Below are 17,305 nucleotides of genomic sequence, written 5' to 3' on the forward strand. Positions count from 1 at the left end.
GGAAAAGCTGTCGCCCTCGGATGATCCTCAGGGAGTCAGGTTTTTTCGGACTCAGGAGAGTTTCTGTCATGAAATATTTTTTTGCCTCACGCAAGGGAATCATCACCACCGGCATCGTCATCGGGATTCTTGCCCCGGTGCTGCAGTATCTCGGCAATCCCAAGAACATGGGGATCTGCGTCGCTTGTTTTGAGCGCGACATCGCCGGTGCTTTAGGCCTGCATCGGGCCGCCGTGGTGCAATACCTGCGGCCGGAAATCGTCGGTATCGTCCTGGGGGCCATGGTGGTTGCCTTACTTGGGCGGGAATTCAGGGCGCGCGGCGGGTCATCGCCTTTGATCCGCTTTTTTCTCGGTGTATTTGCCATGATCGGTGCCCTGGTGTTTCTCGGTTGCCCCTGGCGTGCCCTGCTGCGTCTGGCCGGCGGGGACTGGAATGCCGTTCTCGGTTTGGCGGGGTTGGCGGGCGGCATTTATGTCGGGACACTGTTTCTCAAGCGGGGCTATACGCTGCATCGTGCCCACTCCTATCCCTCCAAGGCTTCGGGATTCGTCATGCCCGCCCTGATGCTCGGGCTCTTATTTCTGGTGATGTTTGAGGTTTCATTTGGCGAGGGGCTGCCCATCTTCTTCAGCACCCAGGGCCCGGGAGCCAGTCGTGCGCCGCTTTTCATCAGTTTGATCGCCGGTCTGGCGTTCGGTGCCCTGGCGCAGCGCAGCCGCTTCTGCACCATGGGTTCGTTGCGCGACCTCTTCATCAGTCGCGACCTGCACTTGTTTTACGGGGTTGCGGCCCTGGTGTTGACCGCCTTTGCCGTGAATTTGGTCCTGGGACAGTTTTCACCCGGCTTCACTGGTCAGCCCATCGCCCATAATCTGCATGTTTGGAATGTGCTGGGGATGGTTCTGGCGGGATTGGCCTTTTGTCTGGCCGGCGGCTGTCCCGGGCGGCAGCTGATTCTTGCCGGTGAAGGCGACGGCGATGCCGGGGTGTTTATCCTGGGCATGCTGGTGGGAGCGGCTTTCAGCCACAATTTCGCCATGGCCAGCTCGCCCGCCGGCGTCGGAGGGTTTGGGCCCTGGGGGGTGGCGCTCGGTTTGCTTTTCTGTCTGACCATTGGCTGGGTGATGACGGAAAAGCGTAGAAAAACCGCTTGATTCAACAGTTACGGAGAGAAAAGATCATGGCAAAGAAAATTGTCGATGCACGTGGGCTGTCTTGCCCGCAACCGGTCGTTTTGGTGCTGCAAGCCCTGAGCGAATCTCAAGAACCCTTCGATGTGATTATGGACGCAGGAGCCTCTTGTGATAACATCCGGCGGACGCTGGAAAGCAAGAAAATCACCTTTGATATCCGAGAAGAAAATGGAGATACCGTTTATTCCGTTAAACGATGACGGGATTTATTTCGACAACGCGGCCACCAGCTTCCCCAAACCTCGGCTGGTGGTGGATGCGGTGCACGATTTTTTGACCCAGGTCGGCGCCAATGCGGGCCGCTCGGGTCATTATCTTTCGCAGCAGTCGGGCGAGTTGGTGTTCCGCACACGGCGGGCCCTGGCCGGGTTGTTCGGCCTCAGAGATCCCATGCGGGTGATTTTTACCGCCAATACCACCGAGGCGCTCAATCTCGCCATTTTCGGATTGTGTCGGCGCGGCGATCACGTCATCACCGGGCCCCTGGAACATAACAGCGTCATTCGCCCCTTGCGTCATCTCGCCGATCAGGGAGAAATCGCCCTCACGGTGCTGAAAACCGATGGTCAGGGGCTTATCGACGCGGATGATCTCAGGCGGGCCCTGCGGGGCAACACCCGCTTGCTGGCCCTGTGCCATGCTTCCAACGTCACCGGTCACATCCAGCCTCTGGCGCCTCTTGGCGAGGTTTGTCGGAAAAACGGAGTGCTGCTGCTGGCCGATGCCGCCCAATCCGCCGGCATCGTCGATATCGACCTGCGCCGTGACGGCATCGACCTGCTTGCCGTCGCCGGGCATAAGAGCCTCTACGGGCCCACCGGGACCGGCGCGCTGTTGCTGGGCGAGGATGTCGATCACCGGTTGCTTAAACCCCTCAAGTTCGGCGGTACCGGCAGTCTTTCCGACCAGATGACCCAGCCTGAATTTCTCCCCGATCGGCTGGAGTCCGGGACCCTCAACCTCGCCGGGCTGGCCGGATTGCAGGCCGGCATCGGCTGTCTGCGCGATCTGCCCGGCGGCCTCGACGCCATTCTGGCTCAAAAAAATCATCTGGTGCGTTACTTTGCCGAGGGTTGCCGACAGCAGCTGCAAGCCATTGACTTTTGCACGGACCTGACACGCTCCAACACCGGAGTTGTCGCATTCAATTTGCCCGCAGTGGACAATGCGCTGTTGCAGGAAAGATTGTCCGAGAGATACAAGATTTGCGGGCGCTCGGGGTTGCACTGTGCGCCTCTCGCCCATCAGACCCTGGGAACCTATCCACAGGGCAGCATGCGTTTTTCCTTTGGCCTGTTTACCCTTGAGAAAGAAATCGACAGGGCTATCGACGCCTTGTGGGAGATTGCGCGAGACTTCTGAGTTGGAGACACAATGAGCAGCAAGGATACTTTCGTCGTTTTGTTTCATTCCAACAATCATGTTTTCTGGGCCCAGGAGGTGTTCAAGGAGCAGGGCGTTGATCATCGTATCGTGCCGGTTCCGCGCCACCTGAGTTCCGATTGCGGGTATTGTATCCGCGCCGCCCGTGACCTGAAAGAGGCAATTGTCGCCCTGCTGGCCAAAGAAGGCGTTGAAGTTGACCAGGTGGTCGACGAATGAAAGTTGCCGGAACCTCCAGCCTTGCCTTTGCTTGAGTCCCGGCCTCTCGTTGTATCTACCTTAGTTCTTTCCGGTTTTTCGTCCGGTTTTTCCTTTTTTCATTGACCTGCCACCCGATGCTGAACCGTTCGCCCCCATTCACTCCGTTCCGCCATCGCCGATCAGAGGCAACAGTTTCTCCAGCTGAAAATAGACGATGAATTTCGGTCCCCTGGCCTGGTCTTCTTCTGGTGACAGGCAGCGCCTGGTCATTTCCTGCAGCAGTTCCGGGTCGGCGTCTTCGCGGAGTTTTTTCAGGAACAGCCGGACTCCGCGATAGCCAGGGCCGCTTTCTCTGAACAGATAGGCGGCGTAAGGATTTTGCTGCAGGTTGTGGTGAGTCAGCCGCTCCCGCATGATCATGGCGATGGTTCCGTCGGCCAGGATGTGGGGGCGGGCATAAATAGCCGAATCGACCCGCCCCTCCCGGTCCGCTGTCGACAACACGCCCGTTCCTTGGCTGGTCGCGAAATAGTTTCTCAGGTCCATTCTCTTCTCCTTTTCTGCTCAGGGTTATTTTCCTGGTACCGGGCGGAAATATTGCCGGCACAGGTTGGGAATTTTTTCCAGTTCGGTGCAGATGACCAGGTTCCGCATCCGCATCCTGCCCCGTATGCCAATGCCCCCCGCCAAAAGCTTGATCTTTGGATCGAGAATCCGTCGCAAGCCGGCCAGATCCTGCTTGGCCTGCCGAGCCGCATAATGGGCGCTAAATGAGAGAGCGACCGCCTCGACCTCCAACTCCGCCGCCAGGGCAGGCACTTCTGCAAGGGGCAGCTCTTCATTGACCAGCAGGCAGTCGAACCCCTGGGCCTGAAACAAGGCCGCCGCCATCAGCAGGCCGAGCTTATGCCGTTCGCCACTGAGGGTCAGAAACAGGATGCGCGTCGGGTCCTCACTTTGCGGTGACACCGCCAGGCGAGCCTTGAGCAGCTCTTCCAGCCGATCGGAAACCAGATGCTCCCGGGCAATCGTCAACCAGCCCTCGGTCCAGCCGCGATCGAGGGTTTGCAGCAAGGCAACGGCAAACTCCTGAATAAACCTCTCCAGCCCCAATTCCTCCAAGTGCAGCTGCAGGGTCCGGCGCATCTGCTGGGCCGGCAGCTGGGCGGTCAGGCGTTGCAATTCGCTATCCATCGGCAAAGCCTGGTCAAGCTTCTGCAGCAGCAGCTCCTGCCGGGCGAGCGCATCCAGGGCAAATATCTGGGCGGGGCGCATGCCGAAATTTCGCAGCTTGACCACCACCCGCAGCTCTTCGGCCTGCTTGGATGAATAGCTGCGATGTCCGCGGCTGTCGCGCTCCGGCACTGGGCAACCGTAGCGCCGCTCCCAGATACGCAGAGTGTCGACGCCAACACCAAGATCATTGCTTAGTTGCTGAATAGTCATTTATTGTCCTAGACAAAGTAATTTTCATTTGTATAATAACTACAAAGAACAATTTTTCAAGAAGAAATTTTCACTTCAGCGAGGAAAAATAATGGAAAAGCCAATGGATAAAAAACTCGAGCAACTCTTTTACGCCGTACTCGGCGGCGCACTGACCGTGAAAGAAAAACTGGAGGCCAACAATGAAGAGGCCAAAGCCTGGCAGCAGAAAAGCGAGGCCCACGCTCGGGAGTTTTTCGATGAACTGGCCGAGCGCGGCGAAAGCGAGAAAGAAAAATTCAAAAGCAGCCTCAAGGAGACGCTCAAGGAACTGATCGCTGAAATGAACCTGGCGACCAAAGACGACCTTGAAAAGCTGAAACAAGAGCTGGAGAAGTGACTTGATCCGCCGTTTTTTTATCGCCCTCTATCTTTGCCGGCCGCAGCGCAGCTACGGGATATTCCGCTTTCTGATCACTGTGTTCCTGCTGTTTCGCCGGCGGCCAAACTGGTTGCTCTGGCGGCCGCTGGAGCCGGCGGCGCTGGTGGGAACGGTCCGCTCTCTCGGCGCCAGTTTTCTTAAGCTGGCGCAGGTGCTGGCAACCAGGGCCGATTTCTTCGATGAAGACTACCTGCTGGAGTTGCGCCAACTCCACGACCGGATGCCTGCGATGTGCGAAATCCATCGTGAACGGGCCTTCCGGCGGGCATTTCCCGATCCCGAAGTGTTCAGCGTTTTCGATCAGGTTCCCCTGGCGAGTGCCTCCATCGGCCAGGTACACAAGGCCACCTTGCGTAAAAGCGGCGAGGTGGTGGCAGTGAAGCTGTTGCGGGACAACATTCAATTCCAGGTCCGGGTCGACATTTTGTTGCTGACCCTGTTCCTGAAAGTCCTTCGCCCCCTGTTCACCGATCAGACCCGCAACTCCATCGAAGCGGTGCTGCAAGCCTTTAGTCGGGTGATCAAGCAGGAAGTGAGCATGCGGCAGGAGCTGGCCAATCTGGAACTCTTTCGCCAGGTCTATGGCGCATCGGGGGTACGCTTCCCGGTTCCTTATCCGGATTACTGCTCCGATGACGCCCTGGTGATGAGCTTCGAGGAGGGGGTGCGGTTCGACGATGTGGCGGAGATGGCCAAGCTGGAGGTCGGGTTTGCCGAACTGATGCAGCAGCTGGTGACGTTTTACACCGAACAGATGCTGGTTAAGGGTTTGTTTCATGCCGACCCCCATCCGGGCAATCTCCTGGTCAGCCCGGCCGGCGAGCTGATTCTGCTCGACTTTGGCATGGTCAGCCGGATTCCCCAGAGCATGCGCATGGCGATGATCTACGCCGTCAAGGCGGCCTATGAGCGGGATTTCGACCTGCTGGTCAGCGCCACGCGAAAAATGGGGATTCTCACCGAGGAATCCGACCCTGCAGCCTTGAGCAGCGTGGCCGAACAGCTGTTCGAAATCTTCGACAGCGTCCATCTCGATGCCTCGAGCATGCAGGAGCTGGCCTTCGGAGTGCTGGATGTGCTCCATGATCAGCCGTTCAAACTCCCCCAGGATGTCATCTATGTTATGCGGGTCAGTTCGCTGATCGAAGGACTCGGCACCCGGTACATCGAAAACTTCAACGGCATCAAGGATGTTCTCCCGATTCTGCGGCACAACCTCCCCCGCGCGCTGGGAGAAGATGGCATTTCGCTGGAGACGCTACGCCGGGAGTTTCTGCAACTGCCAATGACAGCCATAAAAACCCGCAGGCTGGTGGAATTGGCGGAAAAGGGGGAACTGGTGGTGCGGATGGCCCAGGCGGATCGGAAATATCTGCTGGTGCGCCTGGAGAATAACCTGCGCGCCCTCGGCTGGCTGCTATTCTTTTTGGCCATGGGTTTCTATTTCCAGAGGGTGCCCCAGCCCTGGGCAACGCCGCTCTCGGCGGCTTTCCTGATGATCGCACCCCTGACCTTGCTCAAGCGGAGGTGAATCTGTATGCAAATGACCAAAATCATCAACGCGCCGCAGGAGAGGGTGTGGGAAATCCTCACCGACACCCGTCTCTGGCCCCTTTGGGGTCCATCGATCAGCGCGGTCGACTCTCCCCGGCGCTATCTTGTCACCGGCCTGCAGGGGCGGGTAAAAACTGCGGTCGGGCTTTGGCTCCCCTTCGAAATCACCCGCTTCGAAGCTCCCGACTACTGGCATTGGAGGGTTGCCGGCATTCCCGCCACCGGCCATCGGGTCACCCGTCGCGCCGCCGGCGGTTGTGAATTGAGCTTTGAATTCCCCTTATGGGCTGGACCCTACGCGCTGGTCTGTCGCCGGGCCGCCGAGAACATCGCCCGTCTGGCTTTGGAAATTTGAGCGGCCGGCAAACCGCATCCTGCTTCAGGGCCGTCCGGCAGCCATGGCAGGATTTTGAGGAGAACAGTGATGATTCTTTACTATCTCAAACTCTACCTGCTGACGATTCCGGTTTTTTTCGTTATCGACCTGCTATGGCTGGGGGTGGTCGCCAAGAATCTCTACCAGAAAAACCTCGCCCACCTGCTCAGCCCGACGGTCAACTGGCCGGCGGCATTGCTGTTCTACTTCATCTATATCGCCGGGATTATTCTGTTTGCCGTAAGGCCGGCCCTGGCCGGGCAATCTCTTTCTCAGGCAGCGCTCTGGGGCGCTCTGTTCGGATTTTTCACCTACGCCACCTACGACCTGACCAACCTGGCGACGCTGCGGGATTGGCCGATCAATGTGGTGATCATCGATATTGCCTGGGGAACCCTGCTTTGCACCCTGGTGGCAAGCGTCAGTTATCTCATCGGGCGTTGGCTCATCTGACGTCTCGGCATGGAGAGAATCATGAAATCCATAATTAAAAGTCGGTTACTGCTTGTTTTAAGCCTGGGCCGATCCGTACTGAATCGGTGGATTCAGGGTAAGACCAGCGAAGCTGTTTCGAGGTGTATCTGCAGCAGCAGGCTTCGGACGTGCGACGACCGCAACCGATTCGAGCGTAGCTGGAAGAAAAGCTCATGACTATTTACGTCTTTGCCCTATTGCTGCTGCTGGCCTTTATGACCCTGGTCTTTCTCCTCGCCCTGCGGCTGAAGGACAACAGCATCGTCGATGTCGCCTATGGCCTGGCTTTTGTGCTGGTCGGCTGGAGCAGTTACCTGATTTACGGCAGCGGTCATGGGCGGCAGCTGTTGATGCTGGGATTGGTGACACTCTGGGGATTGCGCCTGGCCGGGCATATCCGCCTGCGCAAACGGGGGGAGGCGGGGGAGGATTTCCGCTACCGCCAGTGGCGCCGGGAGTGGGGTAAAACCTTTGTCTGGCGAAGCTTCCTGCAGATTTTCATGCTGCAGGGGGGAGTGGTTTTTGTGGTCGGCCTGCCGCTGATGCTGGTGATCTCACAACCCGGCGGCCCCCTTGGCCTGCTTGACCTGCTTGGAGTTGGAATCTGGCTGTTCGGCTTCGGCTTTGAAACGCTGGGCGACTGGCAGCTGCTGCGCTTCAAGCAGAACCCAGCCAATAAAGGGCGGATCATCCAGAGTGGACTCTGGCGTTTCACCCGCCACCCGAACTATTTCGGCGAGGCGACCCTCTGGTGGGGGATCTGGCTGATCGCCCTCGGTGCCCCCTACGGAGCCATCGCCATTCTCAGCCCACTGCTGATCGATTTTCTGCTGCTGAAGGTTTCGGGCATTCCGATGCTGGAAACCAAGTACCGGGAACATCCCGAATTTGCCGCCTATCGGCAGCGCACCAACGCTTTTTTCCCCTGGCCGCCCAAGGCGGGAAACGGAGAGTGACGTGACTGAAAGAATTGCACCCAACCAGAAGATCGCCGTCATCGGCGGCGGGGTGGCAGGAATCGTGACTGCCTATCTGCTGCAAAAGCAGCACCGGGTCAGCTTGTTTGAACAGAATGACTACCTCGGCGGCCACACTAACACCATCGAAATCACCGAAGGTCCGGATGCCGGAATGGCGGTCGATACCGGCTTCATTGTGCTAAACGACGCCACCTATCCACTGTTTCAGACCTTTCTCGCCCGGCTCGAGGTTGCCACCCGGAAGGCTGAAATGTCGTTCGGTTTCCAATGCCTGCAGACCGGCCTGGTCTATGCCGGCAACAACCTCAACGGTCTGTTCGCCCAGCGCAGCAACCTGGTCAGCCCAAGTTTTTTTCGCTTTCTGCTCGAAATCGCCCGTTTCGGCCGTACAGCCAACGCCGATCTCGCCGCCGGCCGGGTGCCTGAGCTGACCCTGGGCGACTACCTGCGCCAGGGGCGCTTTTCCCCCTTCATGATCGACAACTACCTGCTGCCGATGGCGGCGGCGATCTGGTCGACACCGGCCCTGCGGGTGGCCGACTTCCCGGCCGCGGCCTTCCTGCGGTTTTTCAGCAATCACGGTCTGCTCTCCTTCCGTAACCGGCCGCAATGGCGAACCGTGGTTGGGGGCAGCTTCGCCTACGTCAAAGCGTTCCAGCAGACCTTCAGCGGTCAGATCCACCTCAAGGCCGGGGTGGAGAAGGTGTTTCGGGACCGGGAGGGCGTGCGGCTGCAATTCGCCGACGGCAGCGCGCAGCGTTTCGATCAGGTGGTGATCGCCTCCCATGCAGACCAGGCCCTGCGGATGCTCGGCGACCCGAGCGCCGAGGAATGGCGGCTGCTCTCCGCCTGGAGCTATCAACGCAACCACACGGTGCTGCACAGCGATGCCTCCCTGCTGCCGAAACAGAAGGCCGCCTGGTCGGCCTGGAATTTCACCCGGGAGGCACCTGGCGCGCAGGACCAACCGGTGTTTGTGAGCTACTGCATGAATCTGCTGCAGGGGCTGCAGGCCCATCAGGATTACTGCGTGACCCTCAATCGCCGCCAGCCCTTGCGGCCGGAGACGGTGATCGCCGAATTCGACTATGAACATCCCCAGTACAGTTTTGCCGCCCTGTCCACCCAGGCGCAGCTCCCCAACCTAAACGGCCGGCGCCGCAGCTGGTTCTGCGGCAGTTATTTCGGCTACGGCTTTCACGAAGACGCCGTCCGCTCGGCTGTCGCCGTCGCCGCCGACTTTGGAGCAGGGTTATGAAATCGTTGATTTATCAGGGGGTCGTCAGCCATGCGCGAATGACACCGCTGAGCCACAGCTTTCAATATCCAGTCTATTTCTACGCCTTCGATCTCGATGAACTGCCCGAACTGGCAAAGGGCAACCCCCTGTTCGGCTACAACCAGCTGCGGCCGGTGGCGATTCACGACCAGGACTATCTCCATCCCGGGAACGCCACCCTGCGGGACAAGCTCGGCCGTGTGCTGCGGGAGGCCGGCTTGAGCGCGGCCGTTGACCGTGTCGTGCTGGTCACCGCCGCCCGCTTTTTCAACTATGTCTTCAATCCGGTGAGCTTTTTCTACTGCTACGGCGAAGGGGGCAAGCTGCTCTGCGTGCTGGCCCAGGTCAACAACACCTTTGGCGAAATGCACCTCTATCTGCTCGCCGAACCCCAGAGCGCAACCGCGGCCGGAGCGCGGGTATTCGTCGCCGACAAGCAGTTCCATGTCTCGCCGTTTTTTCCCCGCGAGGGGGAGTACCGGTTCCAGGTCAGCGAGCCGCAAGAGCGCCTCGACAACCAGATCCACTATTACCAGGCGCAGCAGCTGGCCTTCATCGCCCGCCTGCAGGGAGAGGCGCAACCTCTCACCACCGGCAATCTGCTGCGCACCATCCTCAAACACCCCTTGACCGCCGTCCTGACCATGCCCCGTATTCTCTGGCAGGCGGCCCGACTCTATTGGCAAAGGAGGCTTCCCGTGTTTACCAAACCGGTTCCCGATCATGCCATGACCATTCGTCCCGTGGCCCCGACCCTGCTCGACCGGCTCGGCATGACCCTCTGTTTCCGCTTCCTCTCCCGCCTGCCCCAGGGGGAGTTGCAACTCTTCCTCCCTGACGGCAGCCTCCAGCGCTTCGGCCGCATTGGAGCAAAACCCAGCCTGCAGCTCGCGGTGCGGGAATATCGTTTTTTCCGCCGGATCATGCTCTCCGGGGATATCGGCTTCGGCGAAGCCTACACCGACGGCGACTGGAGCTGCGACGATCTCCCCGGCCTGCTCACCCTGCTGGCCGCCAACGAGGCGGTGCTCAATGACCGCAGCCTGGTGACCGCCTGGGTCGGCCGCTGGCTCAACTATCTGCGCCACCTGCTGCGCAGCAACACCATCCAGGGCAGCGCCCGCAACATCCGCGAGCACTACGACCTGAGCAACGACTTTTTCGCCAGCTTCATCGACCCGAGCATGACCTATTCCTCGGGCCTGTTCGCCAGCGAAACCGATACTCTGGCCCAGGCCCAGCAGCGCAAAATCCAGTCGATCATCGATCAGGCCGGTCTCGACAGCGAGGATCATGTTCTGGAGATCGGCTGCGGCTGGGGGAGTTTCGCCATCGAGGCGGTGCGGCAAAGCGGCTGCCGGGTCACCGGGATTACTCTTTCCAAAGAGCAGCTGCAGTTTGCCCGCCGGCGGGTGCAGGAGGCGGGATTGAGCGATCGCATCGAGCTGCAGCTCCGGGATTATCGCCATATCGAAGGTCGTTACTCGAAGATCATCTCCATCGAGATGCTGGAAGCGGTCGGCCATGCCGGCCTCAAATCCTTCTTCGCCGCCTGCGATCGGGCCCTGCTGCCTGGGGGCAAGGCGGTGATCCAGGTGATCACTATTCCGGATCGCAAATATACCGCCTACCGCCACAGCTCCGACTGGATCCGCAAGCATATCTTCCCCGGCGGCCACCTCCCCTCGGTGGGGGCGCTGGCCCGGGCGATGGCGGCCGCATCGAGTCTGAACATCCAGAGCTTACAGCATTACGGCCTCGACTACGCCAAGACTCTGGTGCACTGGCGGCAGACCCTGCTGAGCGAGCGCAAGCAGATCACCCAACTCGACTACGACGACCGGTTTTTGCGCACCTGGGATTATTACTTCGCGTACTGCCAGGCCGGCTTTAACGCCCGCATCATCGACCTGGCGCAATTGGTGCTGCACAAACCGGGGCAACCTCTGGAGCGGCCGTGATCTCGGCCACGGCGGGAAAAATCGTCAATCTCGGCCTCTATCAGCTCGGCTGGTTATGCTGTGTACTCGGCGCCGCCTGGGTTTATCCGCTGCGCGGTGCCGTGGCCGCGCTGCTGCTGATGGCTGTACACTTGCTGCTGGCGACATCGCGGCAGGCGGAATTAAAGCTGATGCTTTGCGCCTGCCTGCTCGGAACCGTCGTCGACAGCGCCCAGCAGGCTCTGGGGGTCTTCAGTTTCAAGACCGATCCGGCCTGGCCTTTCTGGCTTCCCCTTTGGGTGTTGGTTATCTGGGCGCAGTTCGCCACCTTGCTCCATTACGGCCTGCACTGGCTGACCGGGCGCCCCCTGTTGGCGGCGGGTTTCGGCCTGGTCGGCGGGCCGCTGGCCTACTGGGGGGGCATCAGCCTCGGGGCCGCCAATTTCGGCGACAATCTGGGTTTCAGTTACGCCTCCTTGGCCCTACTCTGGGCCCTTGTGATGCCGCTGCTGGTTTGGCTCAGCCACCGATTCGATGGCCGCGAAGGGCGCTATCGCTGGCCGGGCGGAAAACTTCTCCAGCGCTGAAGGAGTGACCATGAACAACCGACTGTCCGCAACGCTCTGGCTTTTCGCCATAGGTCTTGTTTTGCAGGCCTCCAGTCTCCAGGCCGCGGAGATCAAAGGGGTCACGTTTGCCGAGCGGCATCTGGTCGATCAGACGGAACTGAGGATAACCGGGATGGGGGTGCTGACCTGGGCACTGCTGTTCGATGTCTATGTCGGGGCGTTTTATTTACCAAAAGGGATGAGCGGGGAGCGTTGGGCCGAGGATGTTCCCAAGCGCCTTGAGCTCTCCTATCTGCGCAGTATTTCCGCGGAGGATTTCTCCCGGGCTTCGGACAAACTGCTCCGGAAACAGCTCCCGCCGGGGCAGTATCAGGCGCTGGCAGAACGGCTACAAGAATTTTATCGCCTGTTCCGCGACATCCGCCCCGGGGATCGTTACAGTCTGACCTATACCCCGGCCGCCGGCACTGAACTGCGGCTCAACGAGGAATTACTCGGCGCGGCTCCGGGGGCCGATTTTGCCGTCGCCTACTTCGGCCTCTGGCTTGGGCCGGAGCCCATCGACAAGGGGTTTCGGGATCGATTGCTGAAAGGAGGTTAACTATGCAAAGCATCAGAGTGGGCGATAAGGCCCCGGAATTGTCACAACCAGACCAGAATGGGAATATGGTGAGCCTGGCGGATGCGCGCGGGTGCAAAGCGGTGGTGCTGTTTTTCTATCCCGCGGATGAATCACCAATCTGCACCAAGGAGGCTTGCGCCTTTCGCGATGCCTACCAGGATTTCACCGAGGCCGGAGCGATGGTGATCGGGATCAGTGCCGACTCCCTCGACAAACACCAGAGTTTTGCCAGCCATCATCGTTTGCCCTTTCACCTGCTCAGTGATGCAGACGGTGGTTTACGCAAAGCCTTCGGCGTACCCAAGTCCCTCGGCGTGCTGCCGGGACGGGTGACCTATGTGATCGACCGGCAAGGGGTGGTGCGGCATCTGTTCAGCGCCCAGCTCGCCGCCGACCGCCATGTGCAGGAAGCTCTGCAGACCGTGCGGTCCCTGGCCGGCAAGGCCAACGATTAGCCTTCTTCTGTGTCATCCAGCTCCTTGCGCAACCCGGGTTTCGGACCGGACGGGGAGAGGCGACCGGAAGTGGCGGAGAAAAAGACCAGCCCGAGGTAGCCGTCGAGGGTGATGCGGTCGCCGGTGCGGATCAACTCGGCCGCCGAGGCGATCCCCGAGACGCAGGGGATGCCGTATTCGCGGGCGATGATAGCGCCGTGAATCAGCATGCCACCGCGGCGCTCGATGATCCCGGCCGCCAGGGGCACGACAAAGGTCATGGCCGGATCAATGGCGTCGCAGACCAGGATCTCCCCGGCGCGGAACCCGGCCAGATCCTGCGGGCGCTGAATCACCCGGGCCGTTGCCGTCGCCAGCCCGGGGCTGGCCGGCTGTCCCTGCAATTGCCGGGCACTGACCACACCGAGGGATGGCTTCCCGGGGGAGAGCACTGGGCTGCTCAGGCCCCTGCCCGCCTCTGCCCCTGGGGCCAGAACCTGCCGCAGAATTTGCACCTCCCCCCGCTGCAGCCGCCTTTGCCCTTCCTCCTCGGCCCGCTGCAATTCCCGGGCGATTTTCTCCAGACTGAGGTTGTCATCGTCACGCAGACGGTAACTGGCGCGGCCGATCTCCAGCAGCTCTTCGGCCTGACTGCGCTCCTCGGCGCAGAAATGCCGGCGATAGCGCTGCTCCAGCTCGCGATTGCCGCCGACCGCAGCGCTGATTGGCTGCCGAGCCATTTCCAGCAGCAGCTGCAGGGTCAACTCGGCGGGCAGGCCGATTCCCTCGGCCTGCTCCCTGAGCTGCAAGGCGAGGGGTTCGGATAGCTGTCGGAGTTGGGTCAAGCCACCGGCAAGCTGTTGCTGCTCGCTGCGGATCAGAGTCGCAAGCTCCGCCAGCTTGCGGTTTCTGCTGACCGCCCTGAATTGGCCGCCGCGCAGCAATTCCATGAACTCGAAGGGGTCTTCCGGCGCCAACGCATCGTTGTAGAATTCTCCGAACAGCCGGATGCCGTGGGCCATGGGGATGCAGTCGCTGCGGTAGGCCTCTTCCCAGTGGTTGCGTCGCTGCCGCCGACGCTCGATTTCTCCCGCCAGGGCCTCATCGCCCAAAGCCTGCAGGTCGATGGTCGCCAATCCCTCGGCGTCCGCTTCCATGCCGGGCAGGATGTCCTGCTCAATGCGGGTTTGTAGCTGTTTGAGATTGGCCAGGCCGCGATGCAGGGTCAGGTACCAGCGGCGCGGGTCGCTCGAGTTGCTGTTTGCGGTGGTAATCGGCCGCGCCTGCAGCAGCACCAGTCGCTCCCCCTGCCAGGTCCATTCCAGGTCCTGGGGCTGCCCCAGTTCCCGCTCCAGGGCGAGGGCCGTCGCGGCCACCCGGGTCACTTTCCCCGCCGTCAGGGCCGGCGTTTGCTGCTCTTCTGCCGACAAGGCAACCCGCTGCAGACCAGTTCCCCCGGCAACCAGTTTGCCCGCCCGGTCGCCAGGGCGGTAATGCACAATCCCCTGATCCTGGCGATCCAGCTCCCAGAAATCGGGTTCGATGCTGCCATCGACCAGACCCTGATTGAGGCCCTTGACGGCCTCGACTGCAACCCGGCCCGGGTCGGTCGGGCTGCAACTGAAAGCGACCCCCGAACTCTCGCCGGCGACCAACTCCTGCACCAGCACCGCCATCGAACTGCGGTCGATGGCCAGTCCCAGCTCCTGACGATAGAGCAGCGCCCGGTCGGACCAGAGGGACGCCCAGACCTTGCGCACCGCGAGCATTTGCTGTTTTTTCCCCCGGATATTGACGAAGGAGTTGTGTAGCCCGGCGAAGGAGGCGGTTGGCGAATCTTCACCGGGCGCCGAGGAGCGAATCACCAGCGGCCGGGAGCCGAACATTCCGCCCACCGCCGCTGCCAGTTCCCCCTCCAGCGCCGCCGGCAGGGCAGTTTTCAGAAACAGACTGCGGATGCGCAGGGCAGCGTCCCAGAGTTCCTCCCAGCGCATCTGGGAAAAGTCCTTGCGTCCCAACTCCATCAGGATCAGGGCATCGAGTCCGGTTTCTTCAAGGTAGCGACGATAGGCTTTGGTGGTAATGGCCAGGGAGAGAGGGATCGGGTAGCCGAGTCGCTCCAGGTGAGCCAACGCGGAGGCCTTGCCGCCGACCTGCAGGGCCAGGGCCGGGGTTATCTGCTCAAGGGCAAGGGTCAGGGCCATCGAGGACCAACTCCATCACGTCCTGAAACCGGCGCACCAGGCTGTAACGCTGCACCGAAATCCGGCAGAGCGCACAGCCTGGCGAGGAAACGAACTCCTTCAGCATCGGGTGCTTGGCGAAAAAGATCGCTCGCATCCCGTCCTGCTCCTCGGCGGGAACCTCCCGGGCGGTGCCGAAGGCAGTCAAAGCGGCGGCGATACGGAAATCCTCCGCCCGGTTGCTGCGGTTATCGATCAGCAGGCTGACCCGCTGATCGACGCTGAGGTTGGCATATTTGCGGGTGGCCCGGTGGGTGGCGAAGAGCAGCTGCTTCATATCGGCCGTCGCCGCGAACCCGACCAGAGTGGTATAGGGGTGGCCTGCAGCGCTGGTGGCCAGTACCCCGAGATTCTGCTGTTGCAGCAGTTCATGAATCAGTTTCTGGAGTGTGTCGTCCATCGAAATTTCCATGGCCCCTGCCTGGTTAAAGCAACTTGGCTAATTCAGCCAGCTGCTTCTTATTGTCGGGAAAACCTTCCTGCATAAAGCCGACGATCCTTTGCCTGTCGATGATATAGGTGGTCCGCCGGTTGCCATAAAGGCCTTTCAGGTTGCCATCGTCGGCGATCAGCCAAAAAATGAGGTCATATCAGTCTCTTCAAAAGTAGGTTCGGTTTTTTGAATATATTTAACTGGATCCGTGAGATCCGAACGGGCAAAGGCGCAAGTCATTGACCTGTCGCCTGTCCTGATTTAGCCTGATGGCAGGATTTTATCCTGTTTTAGTTCGATTCTCGCCCCCCTGCTATTCCAGACTGAACTTACTGCATTGGAGGACCCAAGATGCGCTGTTCCGTGCTTTTTACAACGATTTTACTCTTACTTTTCTGCTTGTCCATCGCGCAGGCCAAGGATCAGACTCCTGTGGAGCTGCTGCGTGCCCAGGCCATCCCCATAAAAAGTGCCGATGATCTCGATTCCTTGGTGCGGTCTGCGAAGGACCGCTCTCTGGTTCTTCTCGGCGAGGCCTCCCACGGCACCTCGGAATTCTATACCTGGCGCGCCGCTCTCAGTCGCCGACTGATCGAAGAGTCGGGTTTTCGCTTTATCGCCGTCGAGGGAGATTGGGCCAGTATCTATAAACTCAACCAGTACGTGCGCGGCCGGACGGCCGAAGGCGAGAGTGCGCGCTGCATCATGGAAAGTTTCAATCGTTGGCCGACCTGGATGTGGGCAAACCGGGAAACGGCCGAACTGATCGAGTGGCTGCGAGCCTATAACGCCGAACGCCCCACCAAAGAGCAGGTGGGGTTCTACGGCATCGATGTTTACGGGCCTGAGAGCTCCATGGGCAAGGTGCTTGAATTGATGAAGGATGCGTTGCCGGCGCTGGCGGATGAAGCGCGGGCCGCCTACGCCTGTCTAGGCCCCTTCGGGGAGGATTTTTCGCACTATGCGCGCTCCGTTGCGAGGGGCGGCCGCTCCTGCGAAGTCGAAGCTCGCCACGTGCTCGGCATGATCCGCGCCGCGCGAGGCAATCTGGTGGACGAGGATCGGGATGCTTATTTCAACCTGAAACAAAATGCACTGGTGGTGAAAAACGCCGAACGCCATTATCGCGCCATGCCGGCGCAGGGCCCTGCATCCTGGAACCATCGCGTGGATCACTTCTATTTTACCGTGGAGCGCCTGCTCGCTCATTACGGCGCCGGTGCCCGGGGCATCGTCTGGGCGCACAACACCCATATCGGCGATGCCCGGGCAACGGCCATGGCGCAGCAGGGCCAGCGCAACATCGGCCAGATCGCCCGTCAGCGTCTGGGTGCGGAGCAGGTGCTGGCCGTGGGGTTTGGAACCCATCGCGGCTCGGTGATGGCCGGCCTGAGTTGGGGTGCGGAACCCCAGGTCATGGCGGTGCCGCCGGCGCGGGAGGGCAGTTTCGAGGATCTGTTGCATCGGACGGAAAAATCGCGATTGCTGCTGCTGTTCAGCGATCCGCAGGACTTCACGGCGTTGCTTGAGCCCCTCGGCCACCGCGCTATCGGCGTGGTCTATGACCCGCGTCGCGAGAGGATCGCCAACTACGTCCCGACTCTGGTGCCGCTGCGGTACGATGCGTTTATTTATCTGGAAGAGACCAGGGCGCTGCAGCCGCTTCAATAAGCTGGCATACAGCGCTCTGGAAAGGAAGGATTTCAGGCGTAGTCTTTCTGCGGTGCCAGGGAGTCCCGGCACCTATTGAAGGT

At 60.4% G+C, this 17,305-nt stretch carries 19 protein-coding genes; 15 read left to right on the plus strand and 4 right to left on the minus strand.

The genetic code is table 11. The features are described from left to right. Positions 1 to 20 precede the first annotated feature (20 nt). Genes yedE through GFER_RS10245 form a run of 4 tightly spaced genes read left to right on the plus strand, consistent with a single transcriptional unit; the run spans position 21 to position 2,798 of the window. Entirely contained in the window at positions 21 to 1,157 is a 1,137-nt protein-coding gene (yedE, locus tag GFER_RS10230) for a YedE family putative selenium transporter (RefSeq protein ID WP_074669521.1), read from the plus strand. A gap of 26 nt (positions 1,158 to 1,183) precedes the next feature. Continuing rightward, a complete protein-coding gene (locus tag GFER_RS10235) occupies positions 1,184 to 1,396 on the plus strand; it encodes a sulfurtransferase TusA family protein (protein WP_040099175.1) in 213 nt (70 codons plus the stop codon). Next, complete coding sequence (locus GFER_RS10240; RefSeq protein ID WP_052446278.1) at positions 1,365 to 2,558, plus strand: aminotransferase class V-fold PLP-dependent enzyme; 1,194 nt, start codon at positions 1,365 to 1,367, stop codon at positions 2,556 to 2,558. The genes GFER_RS10235 and GFER_RS10240 overlap by 32 nt, the downstream gene beginning before the upstream one ends. Before the next feature lie 12 nt (positions 2,559 to 2,570). Further along, positions 2,571 to 2,798 (plus strand): DUF3343 domain-containing protein, encoded by a 228-nt coding sequence (locus GFER_RS10245; protein ID WP_040099177.1) that lies wholly within the window; start codon positions 2,571 to 2,573, stop codon positions 2,796 to 2,798. Positions 2,799 to 2,936: 138 nt separating this feature from the next. On the opposite strand, the gene GFER_RS10250 is transcribed toward GFER_RS10245, so the two are convergent. Both GFER_RS10250 and GFER_RS10255 read right to left on the minus strand, forming a co-directional pair. Further along, entirely contained in the window at positions 2,937 to 3,326 is a 390-nt protein-coding gene (locus tag GFER_RS10250; protein ID WP_040099179.1) for a pyridoxamine 5'-phosphate oxidase family protein, read from the minus strand. Positions 3,327 to 3,350: 24 nt separating this feature from the next. Further along, positions 3,351 to 4,226 carry a MerR family transcriptional regulator gene (locus GFER_RS10255; protein WP_040099181.1) on the minus strand — a complete coding sequence of 292 codons (876 nt, stop codon included), beginning with the start codon at positions 4,224 to 4,226 and terminating at the stop codon, positions 3,351 to 3,353. 103 nt (positions 4,227 to 4,329) lie between these two features. On the opposite strand from GFER_RS10255, the gene GFER_RS10260 reads away from it, so the two are divergent. From GFER_RS10260 to GFER_RS10305, 10 genes are all read left to right on the plus strand, one after another. Further along, positions 4,330 to 4,605 carry a hypothetical protein gene (locus GFER_RS10260; protein ID WP_040099183.1) on the plus strand — a complete coding sequence of 92 codons (276 nt, stop codon included), beginning with the start codon at positions 4,330 to 4,332 and terminating at the stop codon, positions 4,603 to 4,605. Position 4,606: 1 nt separating this feature from the next. Beyond that, positions 4,607 to 6,178, plus strand: a complete 1,572-nt coding sequence (locus GFER_RS10265; RefSeq protein WP_235264056.1) for an ABC1 kinase family protein — start codon at positions 4,607 to 4,609, stop codon at positions 6,176 to 6,178. 6 nt (positions 6,179 to 6,184) lie between these two features. Further along, positions 6,185 to 6,556 carry an SRPBCC family protein gene (locus GFER_RS10270; RefSeq protein ID WP_040099185.1) on the plus strand — a complete coding sequence of 124 codons (372 nt, stop codon included), beginning with the start codon at positions 6,185 to 6,187 and terminating at the stop codon, positions 6,554 to 6,556. 69 nt (positions 6,557 to 6,625) lie between these two features. After that, positions 6,626 to 7,030, plus strand: a complete 405-nt coding sequence (locus tag GFER_RS10275; RefSeq protein ID WP_235264058.1) for a DUF2177 family protein — start codon at positions 6,626 to 6,628, stop codon at positions 7,028 to 7,030. 194 nt (positions 7,031 to 7,224) lie between these two features. Continuing rightward, positions 7,225 to 8,007: a DUF1295 domain-containing protein gene (locus GFER_RS10280; RefSeq protein ID WP_052446279.1), complete on the plus strand. Its 783-nt coding sequence runs from the start codon at positions 7,225 to 7,227 to the stop codon at positions 8,005 to 8,007. Between the two features lies 1 nt (position 8,008). Continuing rightward, positions 8,009 to 9,289 (plus strand): NAD(P)/FAD-dependent oxidoreductase, encoded by a 1,281-nt coding sequence (locus GFER_RS10285; RefSeq protein WP_052446280.1) that lies wholly within the window; start codon positions 8,009 to 8,011, stop codon positions 9,287 to 9,289. Next, a complete protein-coding gene (locus GFER_RS10290) occupies positions 9,286 to 11,271 on the plus strand; it encodes a DUF1365 family protein (RefSeq protein WP_040099190.1) in 1,986 nt (661 codons plus the stop codon). Before GFER_RS10285 ends, GFER_RS10290 begins: the two co-directional genes overlap by 4 nt. Next, positions 11,268 to 11,837 (plus strand): DUF2878 domain-containing protein, encoded by a 570-nt coding sequence (locus tag GFER_RS10295; protein ID WP_052446281.1) that lies wholly within the window; start codon positions 11,268 to 11,270, stop codon positions 11,835 to 11,837. The genes GFER_RS10290 and GFER_RS10295 overlap by 4 nt, the downstream gene beginning before the upstream one ends. A gap of 10 nt (positions 11,838 to 11,847) precedes the next feature. Continuing rightward, on the plus strand, positions 11,848 to 12,420 hold the full coding sequence (locus tag GFER_RS10300) for a chalcone isomerase family protein (protein ID WP_040099192.1): 573 nt from the start codon (positions 11,848 to 11,850) through the stop codon (positions 12,418 to 12,420). A 2-nt stretch (positions 12,421 to 12,422) separates the two neighbouring features. Beyond that, complete coding sequence (locus GFER_RS10305; protein ID WP_040099194.1) at positions 12,423 to 12,896, plus strand: peroxiredoxin; 474 nt, start codon at positions 12,423 to 12,425, stop codon at positions 12,894 to 12,896. On the opposite strand, the gene GFER_RS10310 is transcribed toward GFER_RS10305, so the two are convergent. Next, entirely contained in the window at positions 12,893 to 15,079 is a 2,187-nt protein-coding gene (locus tag GFER_RS10310) for a PEP/pyruvate-binding domain-containing protein (protein WP_052446282.1), read from the minus strand. The two genes, GFER_RS10305 and GFER_RS10310, sit on opposite strands and share 4 nt — an antisense overlap. Then, positions 15,057 to 15,518: a pyridoxamine 5'-phosphate oxidase family protein gene (locus GFER_RS10315; RefSeq protein WP_040099195.1), complete on the minus strand. Its 462-nt coding sequence runs from the start codon at positions 15,516 to 15,518 to the stop codon at positions 15,057 to 15,059. The genes GFER_RS10310 and GFER_RS10315 overlap by 23 nt, the downstream gene beginning before the upstream one ends. Positions 15,519 to 15,902: 384 nt before the next feature. Between GFER_RS10315 and GFER_RS10320 the strand changes: the two genes are divergently transcribed. Then, on the plus strand, positions 15,903 to 17,222 hold the full coding sequence (locus tag GFER_RS10320; RefSeq protein ID WP_082048021.1) for an erythromycin esterase family protein: 1,320 nt from the start codon (positions 15,903 to 15,905) through the stop codon (positions 17,220 to 17,222). Positions 17,223 to 17,305 lie beyond the last annotated feature (83 nt).

The organism is Geoalkalibacter ferrihydriticus DSM 17813 (assembly GCF_000820505.1).
Classification (GTDB): Bacteria; Desulfobacterota; Desulfuromonadia; order Desulfuromonadales; family Geoalkalibacteraceae; genus Geoalkalibacter; species Geoalkalibacter ferrihydriticus.